This window comes from Dolichospermum sp. UHCC 0315A, assembly GCF_008121535.1.
Classification (GTDB): domain Bacteria; phylum Cyanobacteriota; class Cyanobacteriia; order Cyanobacteriales; family Nostocaceae; genus Dolichospermum; species Dolichospermum lemmermannii.
Genome location: NZ_CP043056.1, coordinates 5,185,008 through 5,198,475, shown reverse-complemented (window position 1 = coordinate 5,198,475; position 13,468 = coordinate 5,185,008). Strand labels below are relative to the sequence as shown.

The window sequence follows — 13,468 nt, the reverse complement described above, 5'->3', positions numbered from 1 at the left end:
TTAAATATTACTTGAATGACATCAATTGACCGTACCGCTTATCCCAAATTTAAACAATTTCCTGACCCCAAAGAACTGGCAGAACTTTACACTCCAACACCTACAGAAATCAAGTTTGTCAAGTCTAAAACCAAGAACCATGAAGGATTGCTACGGTTAATGGTGATGTTGAAATCCTTTCAACGTCTAGGATATTTCCCTCATCCTGAACAGATCCCAATTGCGGTAATTAAACATTTACGGTCGTGTTTAAAGTTACAAGACTCAGTAAAAGCAATACCCTCCGAACGCCAACGTCATACCTATAAAAATATTATTCGGGAGTATTTAGGAGTCAAACAATATGATAAAACAGGTCAAAGATTAATAGCCACATTAGTTGCAGAAGCAGCCCAAATTAAAGACCACCCTGCTGATTTAATCAATGTGGCAATTGAGGAATTAGTGAAAGAACGATACGAATTACCAGCATTTAGCACCCTTGACCGATTAATTCGCCACATTCGGTCAATGGTCAATAATCGGTTATTTACACTTTGTTCTCAAGGACTTTCAACTACCGAACAAATTTATTTAGACCAATTGCTCGTGGTGATAGACAAGGAGGAGGATAATGAAAATGCCACCCTGAATTTATTAAAATCGCCACCTAAAAGTGCCAAACTAAATGGGATGAAACTCCTGCAAAACAAGTTTGATATGCTCATGACTTTTGGAGATGCCAAGCGATTACTACAAAATATTACTCCTACCAAAGTTAGACATTTTGCTGCTTATGCTAGAACTTTAGATATCACAGAATTTCAAGATATTAATTTACCCAAACGGCGGACATTGCTATTATGTCTATTGTACGAAGCACAGGTAAAAACTCGTGATTATCTGGTTGAGATGTTTATTAAACGTATTTTGAAGATTCAAAATAATGCCAAACTGCGATTGCAGGAACTCCGGGATAAACATCTGACAGAAACATCAGAGTTGTTAGCAACATTGGGACAAGTATTACAAGCATCCAAACAAGCCAAGGAAACCAAGGATAATGCTGTATTTGGAGAACAGGTGCAGTCAATTTTGGATGAACATGGTGGGGCAGAATTGCTGATACAAAAATTAGATGAAATTGCGGCGTACAATACCAATAACTATTTACCATTAATGTGGCGGTTTTATGCTGCCAACCGCAAAGCACTGTTTAGTTTAGTGCGTTCTCTAGATATTCTCTCTACTTCTGCGGATGAATCAGTGATTGCAGCTTTGCAATTTGTGTTAGATCATGAACACAAACGTTCTAAATATTTGCCTTTTGATATCAATTTGGATTTTATTAGTAATAACTGGCGGGCGCTAGTCGTCGCCGAAATTGATGACACCGAGGTTTTGGTACGTCAGCAATTAGAAATTTGCATCTTTTACAATTTGGCGACTGAATTTAAAACGGGAGATGCCTGTGTTGTGGGGTCGGAAAGCTACGCGGATTTCCGCGAACAATTATTAAGTCCTGTTGAGTGTGAACCATTAATAAAAGATTACTGTAACTTAATTGGTTTTCCGGCTAATCCAACGGATTTTGTCGAACATTTACGCTTATGTTTAACACAAGTTGCTGAGAAAGTAGATAATATTTGTGCTGTTGATAAACAATTTACAATTAATAAGGAGGGCGACCCTGTATTAAAGAAACCACCATCATTTACTCAACCCCCAGAGGTGGATTTATTGGAGTCGAAAATCCGGGCGCTGATGCCGGAACGGAGTATTTTAGATATATTGTGCAATGTTGAGCATTGGTTAAATTGGACTAGACATTTTGGTTTGATGTCGGGAAGTGAAGCCAAAATATCTGACCCAGGGGAACGTTATATTTTTACTACTTTTGGTTACGGTTGCAATCTTGGACCTAATCAAATGGCTCGTCATTCGGGGGGTATGGTGACTGCCCATGAAATTTCTTATACTAACCGTCGTCATGTTAGTGCTGCCAAGATTGAAGCGGCAATTCGGGATGTTATTAATGCTTATAATCGGTTTACTTTACCTTCTTGTTGGGGGACAGGGAAAAAGGTGGCAGCGGATGGCAGTAAGTTTGAGATATACGAGAATAATTTACACAGTGAGTATCATATTCGTTACGGTGGTTATGGTGGTATTGCCTATCATCATGTCTCGGATAAATACATTGCTTTGTTTACTCACTTCATCACTTGTGGGGTTTGGGAAGCGGTTTATATTTTGGATGGGTTGTTGAAAAATCTTTCGGATATTCAGCCGGATACGTTGCACGCAGATACTCAAGGTCAGTCTGGACCTGTGTTTGCTATTTCCTATCTTCTGGGTATTAAGTTGATGCCACGTATCCGTAATTGGCAGGATCTTAGTTTTGTGCGTCCTGGTACGGATGTGAGCTATCAGCATATTGAGCCACTGTTTAAGGGTGTGGTGAATTGGAGTTTAATTCAGACTCATTGGTCTGACATGATGCGGGTGGTGCTGTCAATTAAGGCTGGGAAGGTGATGCCTTCGACGTTGTTACGTAAGTTGGGGAGCTACAGTCGCAAAAATCGTCTTTATCAAGCTTTTCAAGAGTTAGGTAAGGTGGTGCGGACTATGTTTCTGCTGGATTATATTTCTAATGTTACTTTGAGACGGGAAATTACGGCGGTAACAAATGTTGTGGAGATGTATAATGGTTTTCTGGATTGGGTATTTTTTGGTAAGCAAGGGATGATTACTGAGAATGATCCGATTGAGCAGGAAAAGCGGTTAAAGTATTTGGATTTGGTGGCCAGTGCGGTGATTTTGCAAAATACGGTGGATATGTCGTTGGCGATTCAAAAGTTGATGTCACAGGGTGAGGTGATTCCTATGCGATACCTTGCTGCTTTGAGTCCTTATATTACAAGACATATCAAAAGATACGGTGATTATGTGGTGAATTTACATAATATTCCTCAACCTTTGGAGTCGGCGATTAATCTTCCTCCAGAAATCTTTGAAATGTAGACACAGCAAGCGTTTCCAGACCATCTTGCAGGTTTTTACACGTATCTCGGCTCAATACCAAGTGGTGTACAGATATCACCAGAGCAGGTAAAGCTCAAGGTATCACCGGCTATTATGGGATATTTGAAAAGCGTCATCTCTATTGTTGTGCTACTTATCAGAGTTTAGATGCTGCATTAGCAAAATTGGGTGAAATTGAAAGTAGAAATGATGCTGAGAAAGCGTTATTTAATTCTTTCAGAGATGATTAATTTATAGTTATTAACCCCAGCCATTAGATTGGGGTTATTTAATGCTATCGCTTGTTGACGATGGTGTTTTTGTAATATCATTATGTCAGAATATACTGAATATCATGAAGCTCATGGAATGCCCGTTTCTGTAACAAAATATGAACCGGAAGATTGGGAGTTAGAGGTTCAGGAATACGAACAACGAGATAGTGAAATGAAGACAAATTTAGCAATAGCTCTCAATAATATGTTATCGGCAAAGTTCCAAGTTGAGAATCTGAATAATCCTACTATATCGTATGAAGTAAGGATTGAATTGATTAGTAGATTTCTTGACAATACTATCAAATCTATTCAGGAAGTTCAAGGATTACATGATATAGAATGATTAGGAAGATTTTTGTTTGATGTTTGTGACAATTCTCGTTGAGAATTGAAACGAGGATTGAGGATTGAGGATTGAAACCAACAATTAACTGACATTGAATAAACCCACGAGTCTCTAGTTTATCTAGGGACTTTTCTATTGCTAATGGCTTGCGTCACGCTAATGCTATCGCTTGTTATTGGTGTTCTTTACATCAGTATTATGAAAGCATTTTTCACTGGACACCGAGATATCACTAACATCAAAGATGGAATTAATCAATTGATTGATATGGCTTTAGAGCGTGGAGTAACAGAGTTTTTCAATGGGATGGCTTTAGGTATTGACCAATTAGCTGCTGAGGTTTTAATTGAACGACAACTTCATTGGACTGCTGTAATCCCCTGTCAAAACCAAGACAGATTATGGACTCTTCAACAGAAACTTAAATACAAAGAACTCCTGAAGTCTGCATCAAATAAAATCGTGCTTTATCCAGAATATACACCGGGTGTCATGCAAGCTCGTAATCAGTGGATGGTCAAACATTCTAATATTTGTTTGGCTGTCTATGATAATCGGTTGACTGGGGGTGCTGCATTAAGTGTGAATATAGCGATCGCTCACCATCTCCCAATCATTCAATTTAATCCTAAAACTTTGGAAACCGCAGTAATTGAACCCAAACAACTAAGTTTATTTTAATGCTATCGCTTCCCGATTCCGTTGTGTTTTGGGAAGCATTTTGGAAAATAAGTCTTGTTTTTATTGGATTGTCAAAAACAACTTTGATGATGCCGATTTTTGGCTGGTTAATAAGGGTAGTTTAAAAGATTTAGGCAACCCCATCAAACAATTCCAACCATATTATACAGGTCTTAAATGTCCGGTATTGATATGGCCTGACTATGGATATTATCTCTGCGTTTATTTCCAGCAAATTGGTGTGTGGAGAAGATGCGGAGTTGGAAGTACCAACTACAAAAATCTGAGAATTTCTGATATTCGTAGGGTTTTTAACGAATTATCTCAACAACATTCAATGCAATATAACGGAGGAATAAATGTCAAAATTACCTACTAATGTAAACTTTCTGATATTACGTTATCAACAAATTAGGGAAAATGTCCATTTTGTAATGTTACGGAATAATGATGGTATTTACTCTACAGGAACTTTAGCGAATATTCCCAAACAAGAATCAACGGATGGGGGTTGGCATTTATTTGGGGAACAGAAGTTTGAGAAAGAACGCGCTGCGGTGATTGTCTATAACAAACTATGTCGGGGTGTACCAGTGAAAATCAAATGACCTAATGCTATCGCTTTTTGATGTTGTTGTTTTTGGTATTCAGGAAATGAATGAATTTCTAGAAAGTTTATCCCGTGCTTACTGGAAAATGGACTATTCACAGTTTCTGCAAAGAACTGGATTTGTTGAATCAGATTATGCCCTGCAAAAGTTTAAACTGTTTCAACAAAGTGCCAAGGGTTTGTTAGATTTTGACCCCGACACATTAGCATCAATTTTAGCACAGGAAACTGTAACTAAATAGTAAATGAAGGGACTGGTGTGGATGATAGCACCAGTCTCAGCTAGTATTTGCAACTATTTTATCATGACTCAACATAAATCACTTGACCTGTTATTAAGTCTACGAAATACTGCCATTGAAGTTCAGCGTGAAATTGAGGTTATTATGCCCGATGCTATTGCTGAAGCCTTGAAACTTGCGGAAACTTCCAAAAATAAGGTTGTCTATCATAATAAGGAGGGCAGAATTGTTTTAGTCTTGAAGAAACGGTTTTCTACTAATAAAGAAGATACCACACTTGCCAGATTAGACGAGGATATTCAACGCATTACTGGGGAATTAGCTAATAAACATTCTGAACAGATTGCAGATATTGAATTTCAGATTGCAAATCACCGGGATGCTATTGAAGAATTGGAGAAACAACAGGCTAAATTATTGAGCGATCGCCGCATTAGCACACTCAAGAAACAGTACCATGAACACCGGGAATCAACATTGTCTTTAGATCCCAATTTATCAGTGTTTCTCAATTAAGTATCTGGATAGAATTAATTACATATTGGTTATTTACAAATTCTTGACCAATCAAGGATTTTAGACCATATTTTTGTGTAATTACTTTTGTCCTATTACTTAATGCTATCGCTTTCCAGTGTTGATGATTTCAAAGCAACACAATGGAATTAAGAAGATATCGTTTCAATCGCAAAGTAGGTAAAATTTACTTAGAAGTTGGTAATCAACTGAGTGAAATTGGGTCTACTTTAAAGATGATTATATTATGGGCATCTGCACCAGTATTTGGTAAACCATTTGCCCATTTACCTGCACAGAATTGGGTGCAAATAACGTTTCTTGATATGCAAGGAAATTGGTGTTATGCACTGTTGAATAATGGGACTACAGATGCTTTAAATCCTTGGTTACAATACAGAAAACAAGTTGAATCGGAATTGGAATTATGTGGAGTAATCACCACCATTAGTTTAGTGAAATTTGAGGAACAAAGTGAATTTTTTGATTATCACTTTTCCGGTGTTCGGGGAAAACCAGGACTCGAAGAACGCATGAAAACATTGATTGATAATAGTGGTCATGCTTTGGTGGATATATCGGTGAATTTATTGACCTAATAGTTAGGAGACAGGAAAATCTTGTCTCTGAATTATTGGTTGGAGAAGTTGGTTTTTGTGACAATTAATAGCTAGTTGAGGATTAAAACTCTAATGCTATCGCTTTTTGATGTTGGTTTCCATGAAACTTAATGATGTTAATGTCTTTTAATTTTGATTATGACTAGAAAAAGAACCGCTAATAATGTTCAAAATGGGGTTAATGAAGTGACTGAGAATAATGTTGAAGCTGGAGTTAATAACATGACTGAGAATAATGTTGAAAATGGAGTTAATGAAGTTAACGGAAATCCTGAATACACAATTAATGAAGTAACGGAGAATCTTGAAGATACAGTTGATGAAATGAATCAAGAACCAGATGTTAGTTCTGAATTTGAAATAGATCCTGCATTAATGGGAGAAGAGTTTAATTGTGTAAGACCTAAGAGATTTCCTTATGGTATTGTCATCAATGCCGAAATAGCTGGCTTATTCATTCCCGAAAAGAGTTTAGCAAAAGCTGGATGGTTCGGCACTCCCGAAATAGTTGAAAAGGATTTATCAGGTGGTGTTGAGAGAGGATTATTTATGACCAATGCTAGAATGATAATCTTGGGTAATGTTCGTCCATACTTGAGATATAAAACTGACCTGAAAGATAACCCAGAATTAGAAGGAATAATGATTGGTTGGTACGACGAATATGCTGAAGAAATTGACAAGAAACTTATGAGTGCAGTCTCAGAGCATTTAATAATGTTTCTGGATAATGCTAACAATTTTCTGCATCAAACACCAATCAGAATCAGATTCAAGAATGTAGCTTTATGGAGTCTGCGAGAAGCTTTGGAACAGTATTACTCTCAAGCTGAATTAACATTTGCGAGAATGCTGAACAAGAAACCCAGTGGTAAAGATGATAGATGGCGTTCATTGTGTGTTGTTGACGTGGAGTTTAAAGGTGTTAAGGAAGGTGACGCTAGACAGAAATCTTACTGCTGCAAAGTTGGGACTTACATTCACCCCGATGAAGAAAATTTCCCAGCTTTGTTTATGGGAACAAGAACTAAAATGTCTGCGGTGTTGGAAAAGTATGATACTAGCTTAGGCTTTGATGAATCAGTTAAAGCTTTGTTACCAGCACCTACTAAATTGGCATTACCAGACAGTCAACAATAGTAATTAAGTATTCACGGAAAATTAAGGACTCAGGGCAACCTGGGTCTTTATCTAAAAGTAACAATTCTTTATGATAATTAAGGACTCAGGGGAAACCTTGGGTCTTTTTTTTAAGTAGTGCTATCGCCTATAAAAAGTGACTATTTAAACAACAGATAACAAAATGAAACTATTAATTATTGACACCGAAACCACAGATATCAATGATGCAAAGGTTTGTGAAATTGCAGCAACTTTGTATCAAGTTAGTGATAATGTCCGAGAAACCGGGGCAATTTGTAGCATTTCCACAGTATTACCAGTAACAGAAAACCCCGCAGAGTTCGTTAATGGTATTAGTCCAGAGTTGACTTTGAATGCTCCTGGATGGATTGCACAAATATTTGTGGAAACGCTCAATAAAATGCCTAATGCTGCTGATTATGCGATCGCTTTTAACGCTGAATTTGATGCACCCCTGGTAGATAAATTATTGAATACAAACCTCAATTGGTTATGTGCCATGAAGGATTTTGACTGGGGTTATCCTACTAAAAATGACAGTTATAAACTCACTGATTTAGCTTTGTGGATGGGTATTGGCATTAGCACTGTTCACCGTGCTGGTGATGATGTTCGGTTATTGGTGGAGTGTTTTAATCGTCGTAAACAACAATTACCACAAATAGTTAATCAAGCGGTATTTGTAGCCAATTCACCAATCATTGAGTTCAAGGCAATGGTTGGATATGACAATCGTGAACTAGCTAAAACTGCTGGATTTTATTGGGATGGTGACAGGAAACTATGGACTAAGAAACTCCGTGAATGTCGGTTTGATGAATTTGTAAAAACACTGAAATTTGGTGTTGAAGTAATATAATTCTAACATAAAATGTTAGGGATTTCCTGGCTTTTTTTAATGTTATTACTTCAGGATTTTGCTGTTTTTTGTAATGATTATGAACCCAAATATCCTGAACGAATTAGAAACCAAAACTAATGATATTACTGGCGCTTCGCTATCGCTGACCTTTTTGTACTCTGACAATATTGAAAACCAAGTCAACAAAGATGACGTTATAGAAAGGTTATCTCTGGGGGCTATCGCTGCAAGGTTGTGGTTTTTTATTAATTGCGAGGACACCCATGAATAACATAATAGTTCATTACGAAGGATTCCAAATCAGAATTTATGAAAATCATCCTACGTGGATTGAACAACGATATGCTTCCGAAGTTAGTCTTTCCTCGCATCCTGATTTCTATATATTTGATGGTAACGCTTGTACTCCAGATTTTGACAGTTGTTTGATTAAATCTCTGAGAAACTGTGATCACCTTGTTAGAGATTATGGGGAAAATAATATGTTGAAAGCAACTTGGGTATTTAATCCTCCTGGTTGGAATGATCCAGACAATTTTTAACAATTAGTTGGCAATGCCTATATTGGTATTGCTGACTTTTTTAATGCTATCGCTTATTGGGGGTGATTCATCAAATAAAAGAGGTGAAAATGTTCATCAAAACTATCGCAGTAAGCTATGAAAGAAAGTTTAATTTAGGCGACTTTAATAGTGCTTCATTAGGTTGTTCTATCTGGGCATCCATATCAGAAGGAGAAGACGAGGATACTTGTACTCAACTTCTCCAAGATAAATGTCGGGAAGCTGTCAGGAAAGAATACAGAAAACTGCTTGATAAATCCAAACCAGCAGAGACTTTCACTATTAATGGTAATTCCCCCGTTGATGATGAGTTTATCCCAGAAGGTGATATCTATCGCAATTAAATAATAAATAGGCTGGGTTTATCCCGGCTTTTCCATTTAACTATAATGATTGTATTAATTACTACGTTATTAAAGATGGTTGCTGATCATTGGAGGAGAGCTTTGAGGACAGAATGAGTGCAATGATATTAGGTGAGTGCGAGAGATGCAATTATTGGATGAGGAGATTAAAATATAGTTAGCTAAGGTTGGTTTTATTTTACAGGTTTTATGACTCCAGTTATTTTGCAAAAGCTTAATCCTATCGTTCTTGAAAAACTCAAATATCTTGCTCAAAGTCATCAACGGACTTTAGAAGAAGAAATCACATCTATTCTTGAAGATGTCACGGAAAATACACCTATAATTACACCTGAAAATAGGGGCTGGTTTCCTGGTTTTTTTGAGGAAGTTATTGGTGGATGGGAAGGAGAACCACTGGTTAAAGAGCATCAAGCAGAAGCGCAGGAGAGAGATTTTTTGTTATGCTCAAGATTTAGAACTTAAATTAAATTCCCGGTTCTAAACAAATATGAATTGCTTTATTATTTAAATAGAAAGATTAAGGAACAGTTAGTAAAGATTGGTTTTTCTTTAGAGGAATAGAAATGATACAGGATAGTGATCGAAAAATTGTTTCAGAGTTTCGCTCTCGACTAGAAGCGATAATTCCCATTTTGGATTTACGGGTATTTGGTTCAAGAGCGAGAGGTGATGCTACAGAAGAATCAGATTTAGATGTGTTTATTAAAATTACTGAATTAGATAGATCATGTCGAGAAAAAATTAGCGATTTGGCGTGGGAAGTAGGTTTTAAATATGATCTAGTTATTTCCACCTTTGTAGTTACAGAAGCACAGGTAGAAAGGGGAGCTATGGGAGCTAGTCCCTTACTGTCTAAGGTGTTACAAGAGGGTATTATTGTATGATAAATCAGCAACTAAAGTTATTAATTGAGTACCGTTTATCTGAAAGTGAAGAAACTTTAAGAGAAGCAAAGATTTTACTCAATCAATCAGCTTTTCGTGGTACTATCAATCGCTCTTATTATGCAATGTTTTATGCGGCACTGGGTCTTTTAGCAACTAAAGGTTTAGGCAGTTCTAAACATAGTGGAATAGTTAGTTTTTTTGATCGTGAGTTTGTGAAGACGGGAATTTTTTCTAAGGAGTTATCGCGGAGTTTTCATCGAGCATTTGATGAACGACAAGCAAGTGATTATGGAGAAATGTTAGAACCAGATATGGAGTCAGCAATGGCTTTATTTGAGAGAGCGCAGAATTTTGTGGATGAAATTACACAGTATTTAAAGTCTTGGATGGAGGTTAACTAACCTTATGGTACTAAGATTTCTGTAGATAACTGTGGTAATAGGTAATAGTTCGGTTTGTTGATTTTTAAACAACATAATTAAAGGTGAGGAATTAATAATGATACGGGAACAGAGAAGAGCATAGGATTTGGGAATAAAACCCGATTAAGAAAAAACTATGGGTTTTAAAGTAGATGTGGTTTATTGCCTTATGAGATCAAAAAACTGGTTTGAGTTATTGATTTTTTCTTTCAATCGGTATCAAGGTTTCCAAATTAAACAATCTAACACCTACATCTATGACGAAAATTCCTAGCATTTGGAATATTATAAACATAATAAACCAAGATTTCAAACCACCGGGAATGTTGGTAATCATAGTAGAAATTCTCGATAAATCCTCTATTTTATCTTTGTTATCCTCAAATTCTTGCCAGTTCTCATCATCGGTTCGTTGATAAACTTCTAATGCCTTGATTCTACCCATCAACGAGGAATCATCCCAGAACAGCATTTTTTCTATTTGTTGCATTTTACTAGAGTTTTCCATAACCTGAACTTCTAATCTAATTAATGCCTCAATTGATTGTCTGTCAATAATGGGATTTTGAGTTAAGGATTTAACAAGAAATTCTAACTCATCAGTAGAGCGTTTTCCAGTCCCTGATTTGATAGTTTCAGGAATGGCTTTGAGTAAAATTCTATTTCTTTCATTTGAGGCTTTAAGTTTTTCTTCTAGCTGTTTTCTATTACTAATATCAATCGCTTGGTTGATGATAAAATTATTTTCTCTCTTAGAAGAAACTAACAAACAAGTATCATGATCATAATACCCCCAATTTATTTCTGTACCCACTGGAGCATCTACCAATTTCTGGATTTCTTGTCTTTGTTCATGACATCTACTGCCTACAGACATTCCCTTAAAAGATTCTTTATCTAAGTTCATTAACTCAGCTAGTTTTTTATTAACAGCAAGATATCTCAGATTTAAGTCAATAATTGAAATAAACCCTGGCATGGCTTCTATAAAGTCTATTTGATATGCCTCTTGGTCTGGATTCATAATTTTAATTTAAAAATTTATTATCCATTTTATTCTTAATATTTTAAATTATCATATATTTGGGTATAAATTTAATTTTGAATATATTATCAAAACCAGTGATTATACTCCATGAAAATATTGATTTTTGCCAAGTTAAAACCTAATCACTCCATAACGACACAAACCGGAACTCTTTACCACTAAATAACCCTTGGTCACTCAGTTTTAAGTCTGGCATCACCAACAATGCCATAAAAGAAAGAGTCATGAATGGTGCAGTCAGTTTTGATCCTAATCTTTTTGCCCCAGCATTAAGTTCTGCATATTTTTTGGCAACCTCATAACCATCGCCATCACTCATCAACCCTGCCACAGCTAAAGGTAATACATGAACTACATTGTTTTCTGCTACTGCAATACCCCCGTGACACTGAATCAGGGCATTTACCGCTGCACAGATTTCCGCATCGCTTGTCCCCACTGCCACAATGTTATGGGAATCATGCGCCACACTCGATGCTATCGCCCCCCGTTTCAATCCAAAATTCTGTACTAATGCCACCGACGGCGGTTTGTCTTGATACCGATTAACAACCGTGATTTTCAGGATATCCTGCTCTAGATCAGCTATAACCTCACCGTTTTCAATATGTGCTGGTACACACTTGTCCCCTGTAATTAATTGTCCATCGGTAACGGTGATTACTCTGACTGTTGAACCCTTGGCTGGAATTGCAAAGTCTGTGACTTGTTTTTGATTAGTGATAAATTTATTGATGGGTGTAATAGGAACTGATGGTAATAATGCTGATCCTGATTTGGCTGTTAAAACACCCTGACAATAAGTATTCAACACCGTGAAATCTTGTAAATTATCAACAACAATCAAATCTGCACTATCACCAATTTGTAGTAATCCCACATCCAAATTGTAATGTTGTACGGGGTTGACACAGGCAATTTGCAGGACATTCATCACATCGTGACCTAATGCCACAGCCCGTTTCACCAGTAGATTTATATGACCATTAACTAAATCATCAGGGTGTTTATCATCGCTACAAAACATACAATGTGCTGCATGGGAGTCAATCAAACTGTGCAAGGCATCAAAGTTTTTAGCTGCTGAACCCTCCCGGATCTGAATTTTCATTCCCAGCGCTAATTTCTCTAAAGCTTCGTTCAGTGTGGAACATTCATGATCAGTGGTAATTTGAGCAGCATATTTACGTAACCCCGTACCCACTAACCCCGGTGCGTGGCCATCAATGGGTAGTCCCAAACTTTGCGCTAGGTGAATTTTGTCCATCATTTCTGGACTGTCTGCCAATACCCCCGGTACATTCATGACCTCACTTAAATAGGAAACATTATGTTTTAACAGTTGACGGAAATCGTTTACCGTCAGTTTTGCCCCGGCAGTTTCAAACTCGGTGGCGGGGACACAGGCAGGAAAACCAAAGGCTATTTTGAAGGGAGTCTGGGCGGCATTATCTATCATGAATTCTACACCTGCCAAACTCAATACATTGGCGATTTCGTGGGGGTCAGAGACAGTTGCCACCGTACCATGCACCGTCGCTAATCGGGCGAATTCAGTGGGTACAAGCATCGAGCTTTCGATATGAACATGAGCATCAATAAAACCAGGAAGAATGTACTGTGAGTATTGCCCCTGGTCCTGAACTATGGTTTGAATCTGTCCATCCTGAATATAGATAGTACCGGGAAAAATGGTGCGGTGGAGAACATCTACTATATTGCCGGCAAGTGCCAAGTTTTTCATGATTTTACTGTTAAATAACAACCGTAGATAGACTTTAAATTACAGAAAAATGTTTTAATTAGAGTAACTGAGATTTTCATTGATTTATAGCAACCGCCAAGGTGGTTAGGACATTAATTGATAATGAAATTCCAT

18 protein-coding genes are annotated in these 13,468 nt (G+C 37.1%); 16 read left to right on the top strand and 2 right to left on the bottom strand.

Features of this window, described 5'->3' with window-relative positions; translation table 11 throughout:
* Positions 1-15 precede the first annotated feature (15 nt).
* The 16 genes from BMF77_RS24565 to BMF77_RS24490 all read left to right on the top strand — a co-directional run bounded on the left by BMF77_RS24565 (position 16) and on the right by BMF77_RS24490 (position 10,520).
* Positions 16-3,003: a Tn3 family transposase gene (locus BMF77_RS24565; RefSeq protein ID WP_148762638.1), complete on the top strand. Its 2,988-nt coding sequence runs from the start codon at positions 16-18 to the stop codon at positions 3,001-3,003.
* A 333-nt stretch (positions 3,004-3,336) separates the two neighbouring features.
* Entirely contained in the window at positions 3,337-3,624 is a 288-nt protein-coding gene (locus BMF77_RS24555; RefSeq protein WP_148766542.1) for a hypothetical protein, read from the top strand.
* Between the two features lie 201 nt (positions 3,625-3,825).
* Positions 3,826-4,308: an SLOG family protein gene (locus tag BMF77_RS24550; RefSeq protein ID WP_148766540.1), complete on the top strand. Its 483-nt coding sequence runs from the start codon at positions 3,826-3,828 to the stop codon at positions 4,306-4,308.
* A gap of 40 nt (positions 4,309-4,348) precedes the next feature.
* Positions 4,349-4,687, top strand: coding sequence for a hypothetical protein (locus BMF77_RS24545; RefSeq protein ID WP_148766538.1), 339 nt, complete (start codon positions 4,349-4,351; stop codon positions 4,685-4,687).
* Positions 4,668-4,916, top strand: a complete 249-nt coding sequence (locus BMF77_RS24540; RefSeq protein WP_041458691.1) for a hypothetical protein — start codon at positions 4,668-4,670, stop codon at positions 4,914-4,916. The genes BMF77_RS24545 and BMF77_RS24540 overlap by 20 nt, the downstream gene beginning before the upstream one ends.
* A gap of 4 nt (positions 4,917-4,920) precedes the next feature.
* Positions 4,921-5,160: a hypothetical protein gene (locus BMF77_RS24535; RefSeq protein ID WP_015081630.1), complete on the top strand. Its 240-nt coding sequence runs from the start codon at positions 4,921-4,923 to the stop codon at positions 5,158-5,160.
* 63 nt (positions 5,161-5,223) lie between these two features.
* Entirely contained in the window at positions 5,224-5,676 is a 453-nt protein-coding gene (locus tag BMF77_RS24530; RefSeq protein ID WP_246863022.1) for a hypothetical protein, read from the top strand.
* 143 nt (positions 5,677-5,819) lie between these two features.
* Complete coding sequence (locus BMF77_RS24525) at positions 5,820-6,275, top strand: hypothetical protein (RefSeq protein WP_148766534.1); 456 nt, start codon at positions 5,820-5,822, stop codon at positions 6,273-6,275.
* 159 nt (positions 6,276-6,434) lie between these two features.
* Positions 6,435-7,436 carry a DUF5895 domain-containing protein gene (locus tag BMF77_RS28315; protein WP_246863021.1) on the top strand — a complete coding sequence of 334 codons (1,002 nt, stop codon included), beginning with the start codon at positions 6,435-6,437 and terminating at the stop codon, positions 7,434-7,436.
* A gap of 163 nt (positions 7,437-7,599) precedes the next feature.
* Positions 7,600-8,298 (top strand): 3'-5' exonuclease, encoded by a 699-nt coding sequence (locus BMF77_RS24515; protein ID WP_148766532.1) that lies wholly within the window; start codon positions 7,600-7,602, stop codon positions 8,296-8,298.
* A gap of 79 nt (positions 8,299-8,377) precedes the next feature.
* A complete protein-coding gene (locus tag BMF77_RS27495) occupies positions 8,378-8,572 on the top strand; it encodes a hypothetical protein (protein WP_210422259.1) in 195 nt (64 codons plus the stop codon).
* Positions 8,565-8,843 carry a hypothetical protein gene (locus BMF77_RS24510; RefSeq protein ID WP_148766530.1) on the top strand — a complete coding sequence of 93 codons (279 nt, stop codon included), beginning with the start codon at positions 8,565-8,567 and terminating at the stop codon, positions 8,841-8,843. Before BMF77_RS27495 ends, BMF77_RS24510 begins: the two co-directional genes overlap by 8 nt.
* A gap of 89 nt (positions 8,844-8,932) precedes the next feature.
* Positions 8,933-9,208: a hypothetical protein gene (locus BMF77_RS24505; RefSeq protein ID WP_148766528.1), complete on the top strand. Its 276-nt coding sequence runs from the start codon at positions 8,933-8,935 to the stop codon at positions 9,206-9,208.
* 210 nt (positions 9,209-9,418) lie between these two features.
* Positions 9,419-9,694 carry a hypothetical protein gene (locus tag BMF77_RS24500; protein WP_148766526.1) on the top strand — a complete coding sequence of 92 codons (276 nt, stop codon included), beginning with the start codon at positions 9,419-9,421 and terminating at the stop codon, positions 9,692-9,694.
* A gap of 101 nt (positions 9,695-9,795) precedes the next feature.
* Positions 9,796-10,116, top strand: a complete 321-nt coding sequence (locus BMF77_RS24495; protein ID WP_148766524.1) for a nucleotidyltransferase family protein — start codon at positions 9,796-9,798, stop codon at positions 10,114-10,116.
* Positions 10,113-10,520, top strand: a complete 408-nt coding sequence (locus BMF77_RS24490) for a HEPN domain-containing protein (protein WP_053541462.1) — start codon at positions 10,113-10,115, stop codon at positions 10,518-10,520. Before BMF77_RS24495 ends, BMF77_RS24490 begins: the two co-directional genes overlap by 4 nt.
* Positions 10,521-10,734: 214 nt before the next feature.
* On the opposite strand, the gene BMF77_RS24485 is transcribed toward BMF77_RS24490, so the two are convergent.
* Both BMF77_RS24485 and ade read right to left on the bottom strand, forming a co-directional pair.
* Positions 10,735-11,565 carry a PAS domain-containing protein gene (locus BMF77_RS24485; protein WP_148766522.1) on the bottom strand — a complete coding sequence of 277 codons (831 nt, stop codon included), beginning with the start codon at positions 11,563-11,565 and terminating at the stop codon, positions 10,735-10,737.
* A 142-nt stretch (positions 11,566-11,707) separates the two neighbouring features.
* Positions 11,708-13,333: an adenine deaminase gene (ade, locus tag BMF77_RS24480; RefSeq protein WP_148766520.1), complete on the bottom strand. Its 1,626-nt coding sequence runs from the start codon at positions 13,331-13,333 to the stop codon at positions 11,708-11,710.
* Positions 13,334-13,468: the final 135 nt, after the last annotated feature.

Excerpts from the sequence above, each read along its gene's own strand:
- BMF77_RS24565 (WP_148762638.1), top strand. The coding sequence starts at position 16 with ATGACATCAATTGACCGTACCGCTTATCCCAAATTTAAACAATTTCCT.
- BMF77_RS24555 (WP_148766542.1), top strand. The coding sequence starts at position 3,337 with ATGTCAGAATATACTGAATATCATGAAGCTCATGGAATGCCCGTTTCT.
- BMF77_RS24550 (WP_148766540.1), top strand. The coding sequence starts at position 3,826 with ATGAAAGCATTTTTCACTGGACACCGAGATATCACTAACATCAAAGAT.
- BMF77_RS24540 (WP_041458691.1), top strand. The coding sequence starts at position 4,668 with ATGTCAAAATTACCTACTAATGTAAACTTTCTGATATTACGTTATCAA.
- BMF77_RS24535 (WP_015081630.1), top strand. The coding sequence starts at position 4,921 with ATGCTATCGCTTTTTGATGTTGTTGTTTTTGGTATTCAGGAAATGAAT.
- BMF77_RS24530 (WP_246863022.1), top strand. The coding sequence starts at position 5,224 with ATGACTCAACATAAATCACTTGACCTGTTATTAAGTCTACGAAATACT.
- BMF77_RS24525 (WP_148766534.1), top strand. The coding sequence starts at position 5,820 with ATGGAATTAAGAAGATATCGTTTCAATCGCAAAGTAGGTAAAATTTAC.
- BMF77_RS28315 (WP_246863021.1), top strand. The coding sequence starts at position 6,435 with ATGACTAGAAAAAGAACCGCTAATAATGTTCAAAATGGGGTTAATGAA.
- BMF77_RS24515 (WP_148766532.1), top strand. The coding sequence starts at position 7,600 with ATGAAACTATTAATTATTGACACCGAAACCACAGATATCAATGATGCA.
- BMF77_RS27495 (WP_210422259.1), top strand. The coding sequence starts at position 8,378 with ATGAACCCAAATATCCTGAACGAATTAGAAACCAAAACTAATGATATT.
- BMF77_RS24510 (WP_148766530.1), top strand. The coding sequence starts at position 8,565 with ATGAATAACATAATAGTTCATTACGAAGGATTCCAAATCAGAATTTAT.
- BMF77_RS24505 (WP_148766528.1), top strand. The coding sequence starts at position 8,933 with ATGTTCATCAAAACTATCGCAGTAAGCTATGAAAGAAAGTTTAATTTA.
- BMF77_RS24500 (WP_148766526.1), top strand. The coding sequence starts at position 9,419 with ATGACTCCAGTTATTTTGCAAAAGCTTAATCCTATCGTTCTTGAAAAA.
- BMF77_RS24495 (WP_148766524.1), top strand. The coding sequence starts at position 9,796 with ATGATACAGGATAGTGATCGAAAAATTGTTTCAGAGTTTCGCTCTCGA.
- BMF77_RS24490 (WP_053541462.1), top strand. The coding sequence starts at position 10,113 with ATGATAAATCAGCAACTAAAGTTATTAATTGAGTACCGTTTATCTGAA.
- BMF77_RS24485 (WP_148766522.1), bottom strand. The coding sequence starts at position 11,565 with ATGAATCCAGACCAAGAGGCATATCAAATAGACTTTATAGAAGCCATG.
- ade (WP_148766520.1), bottom strand. The coding sequence starts at position 13,333 with ATGAAAAACTTGGCACTTGCCGGCAATATAGTAGATGTTCTCCACCGC.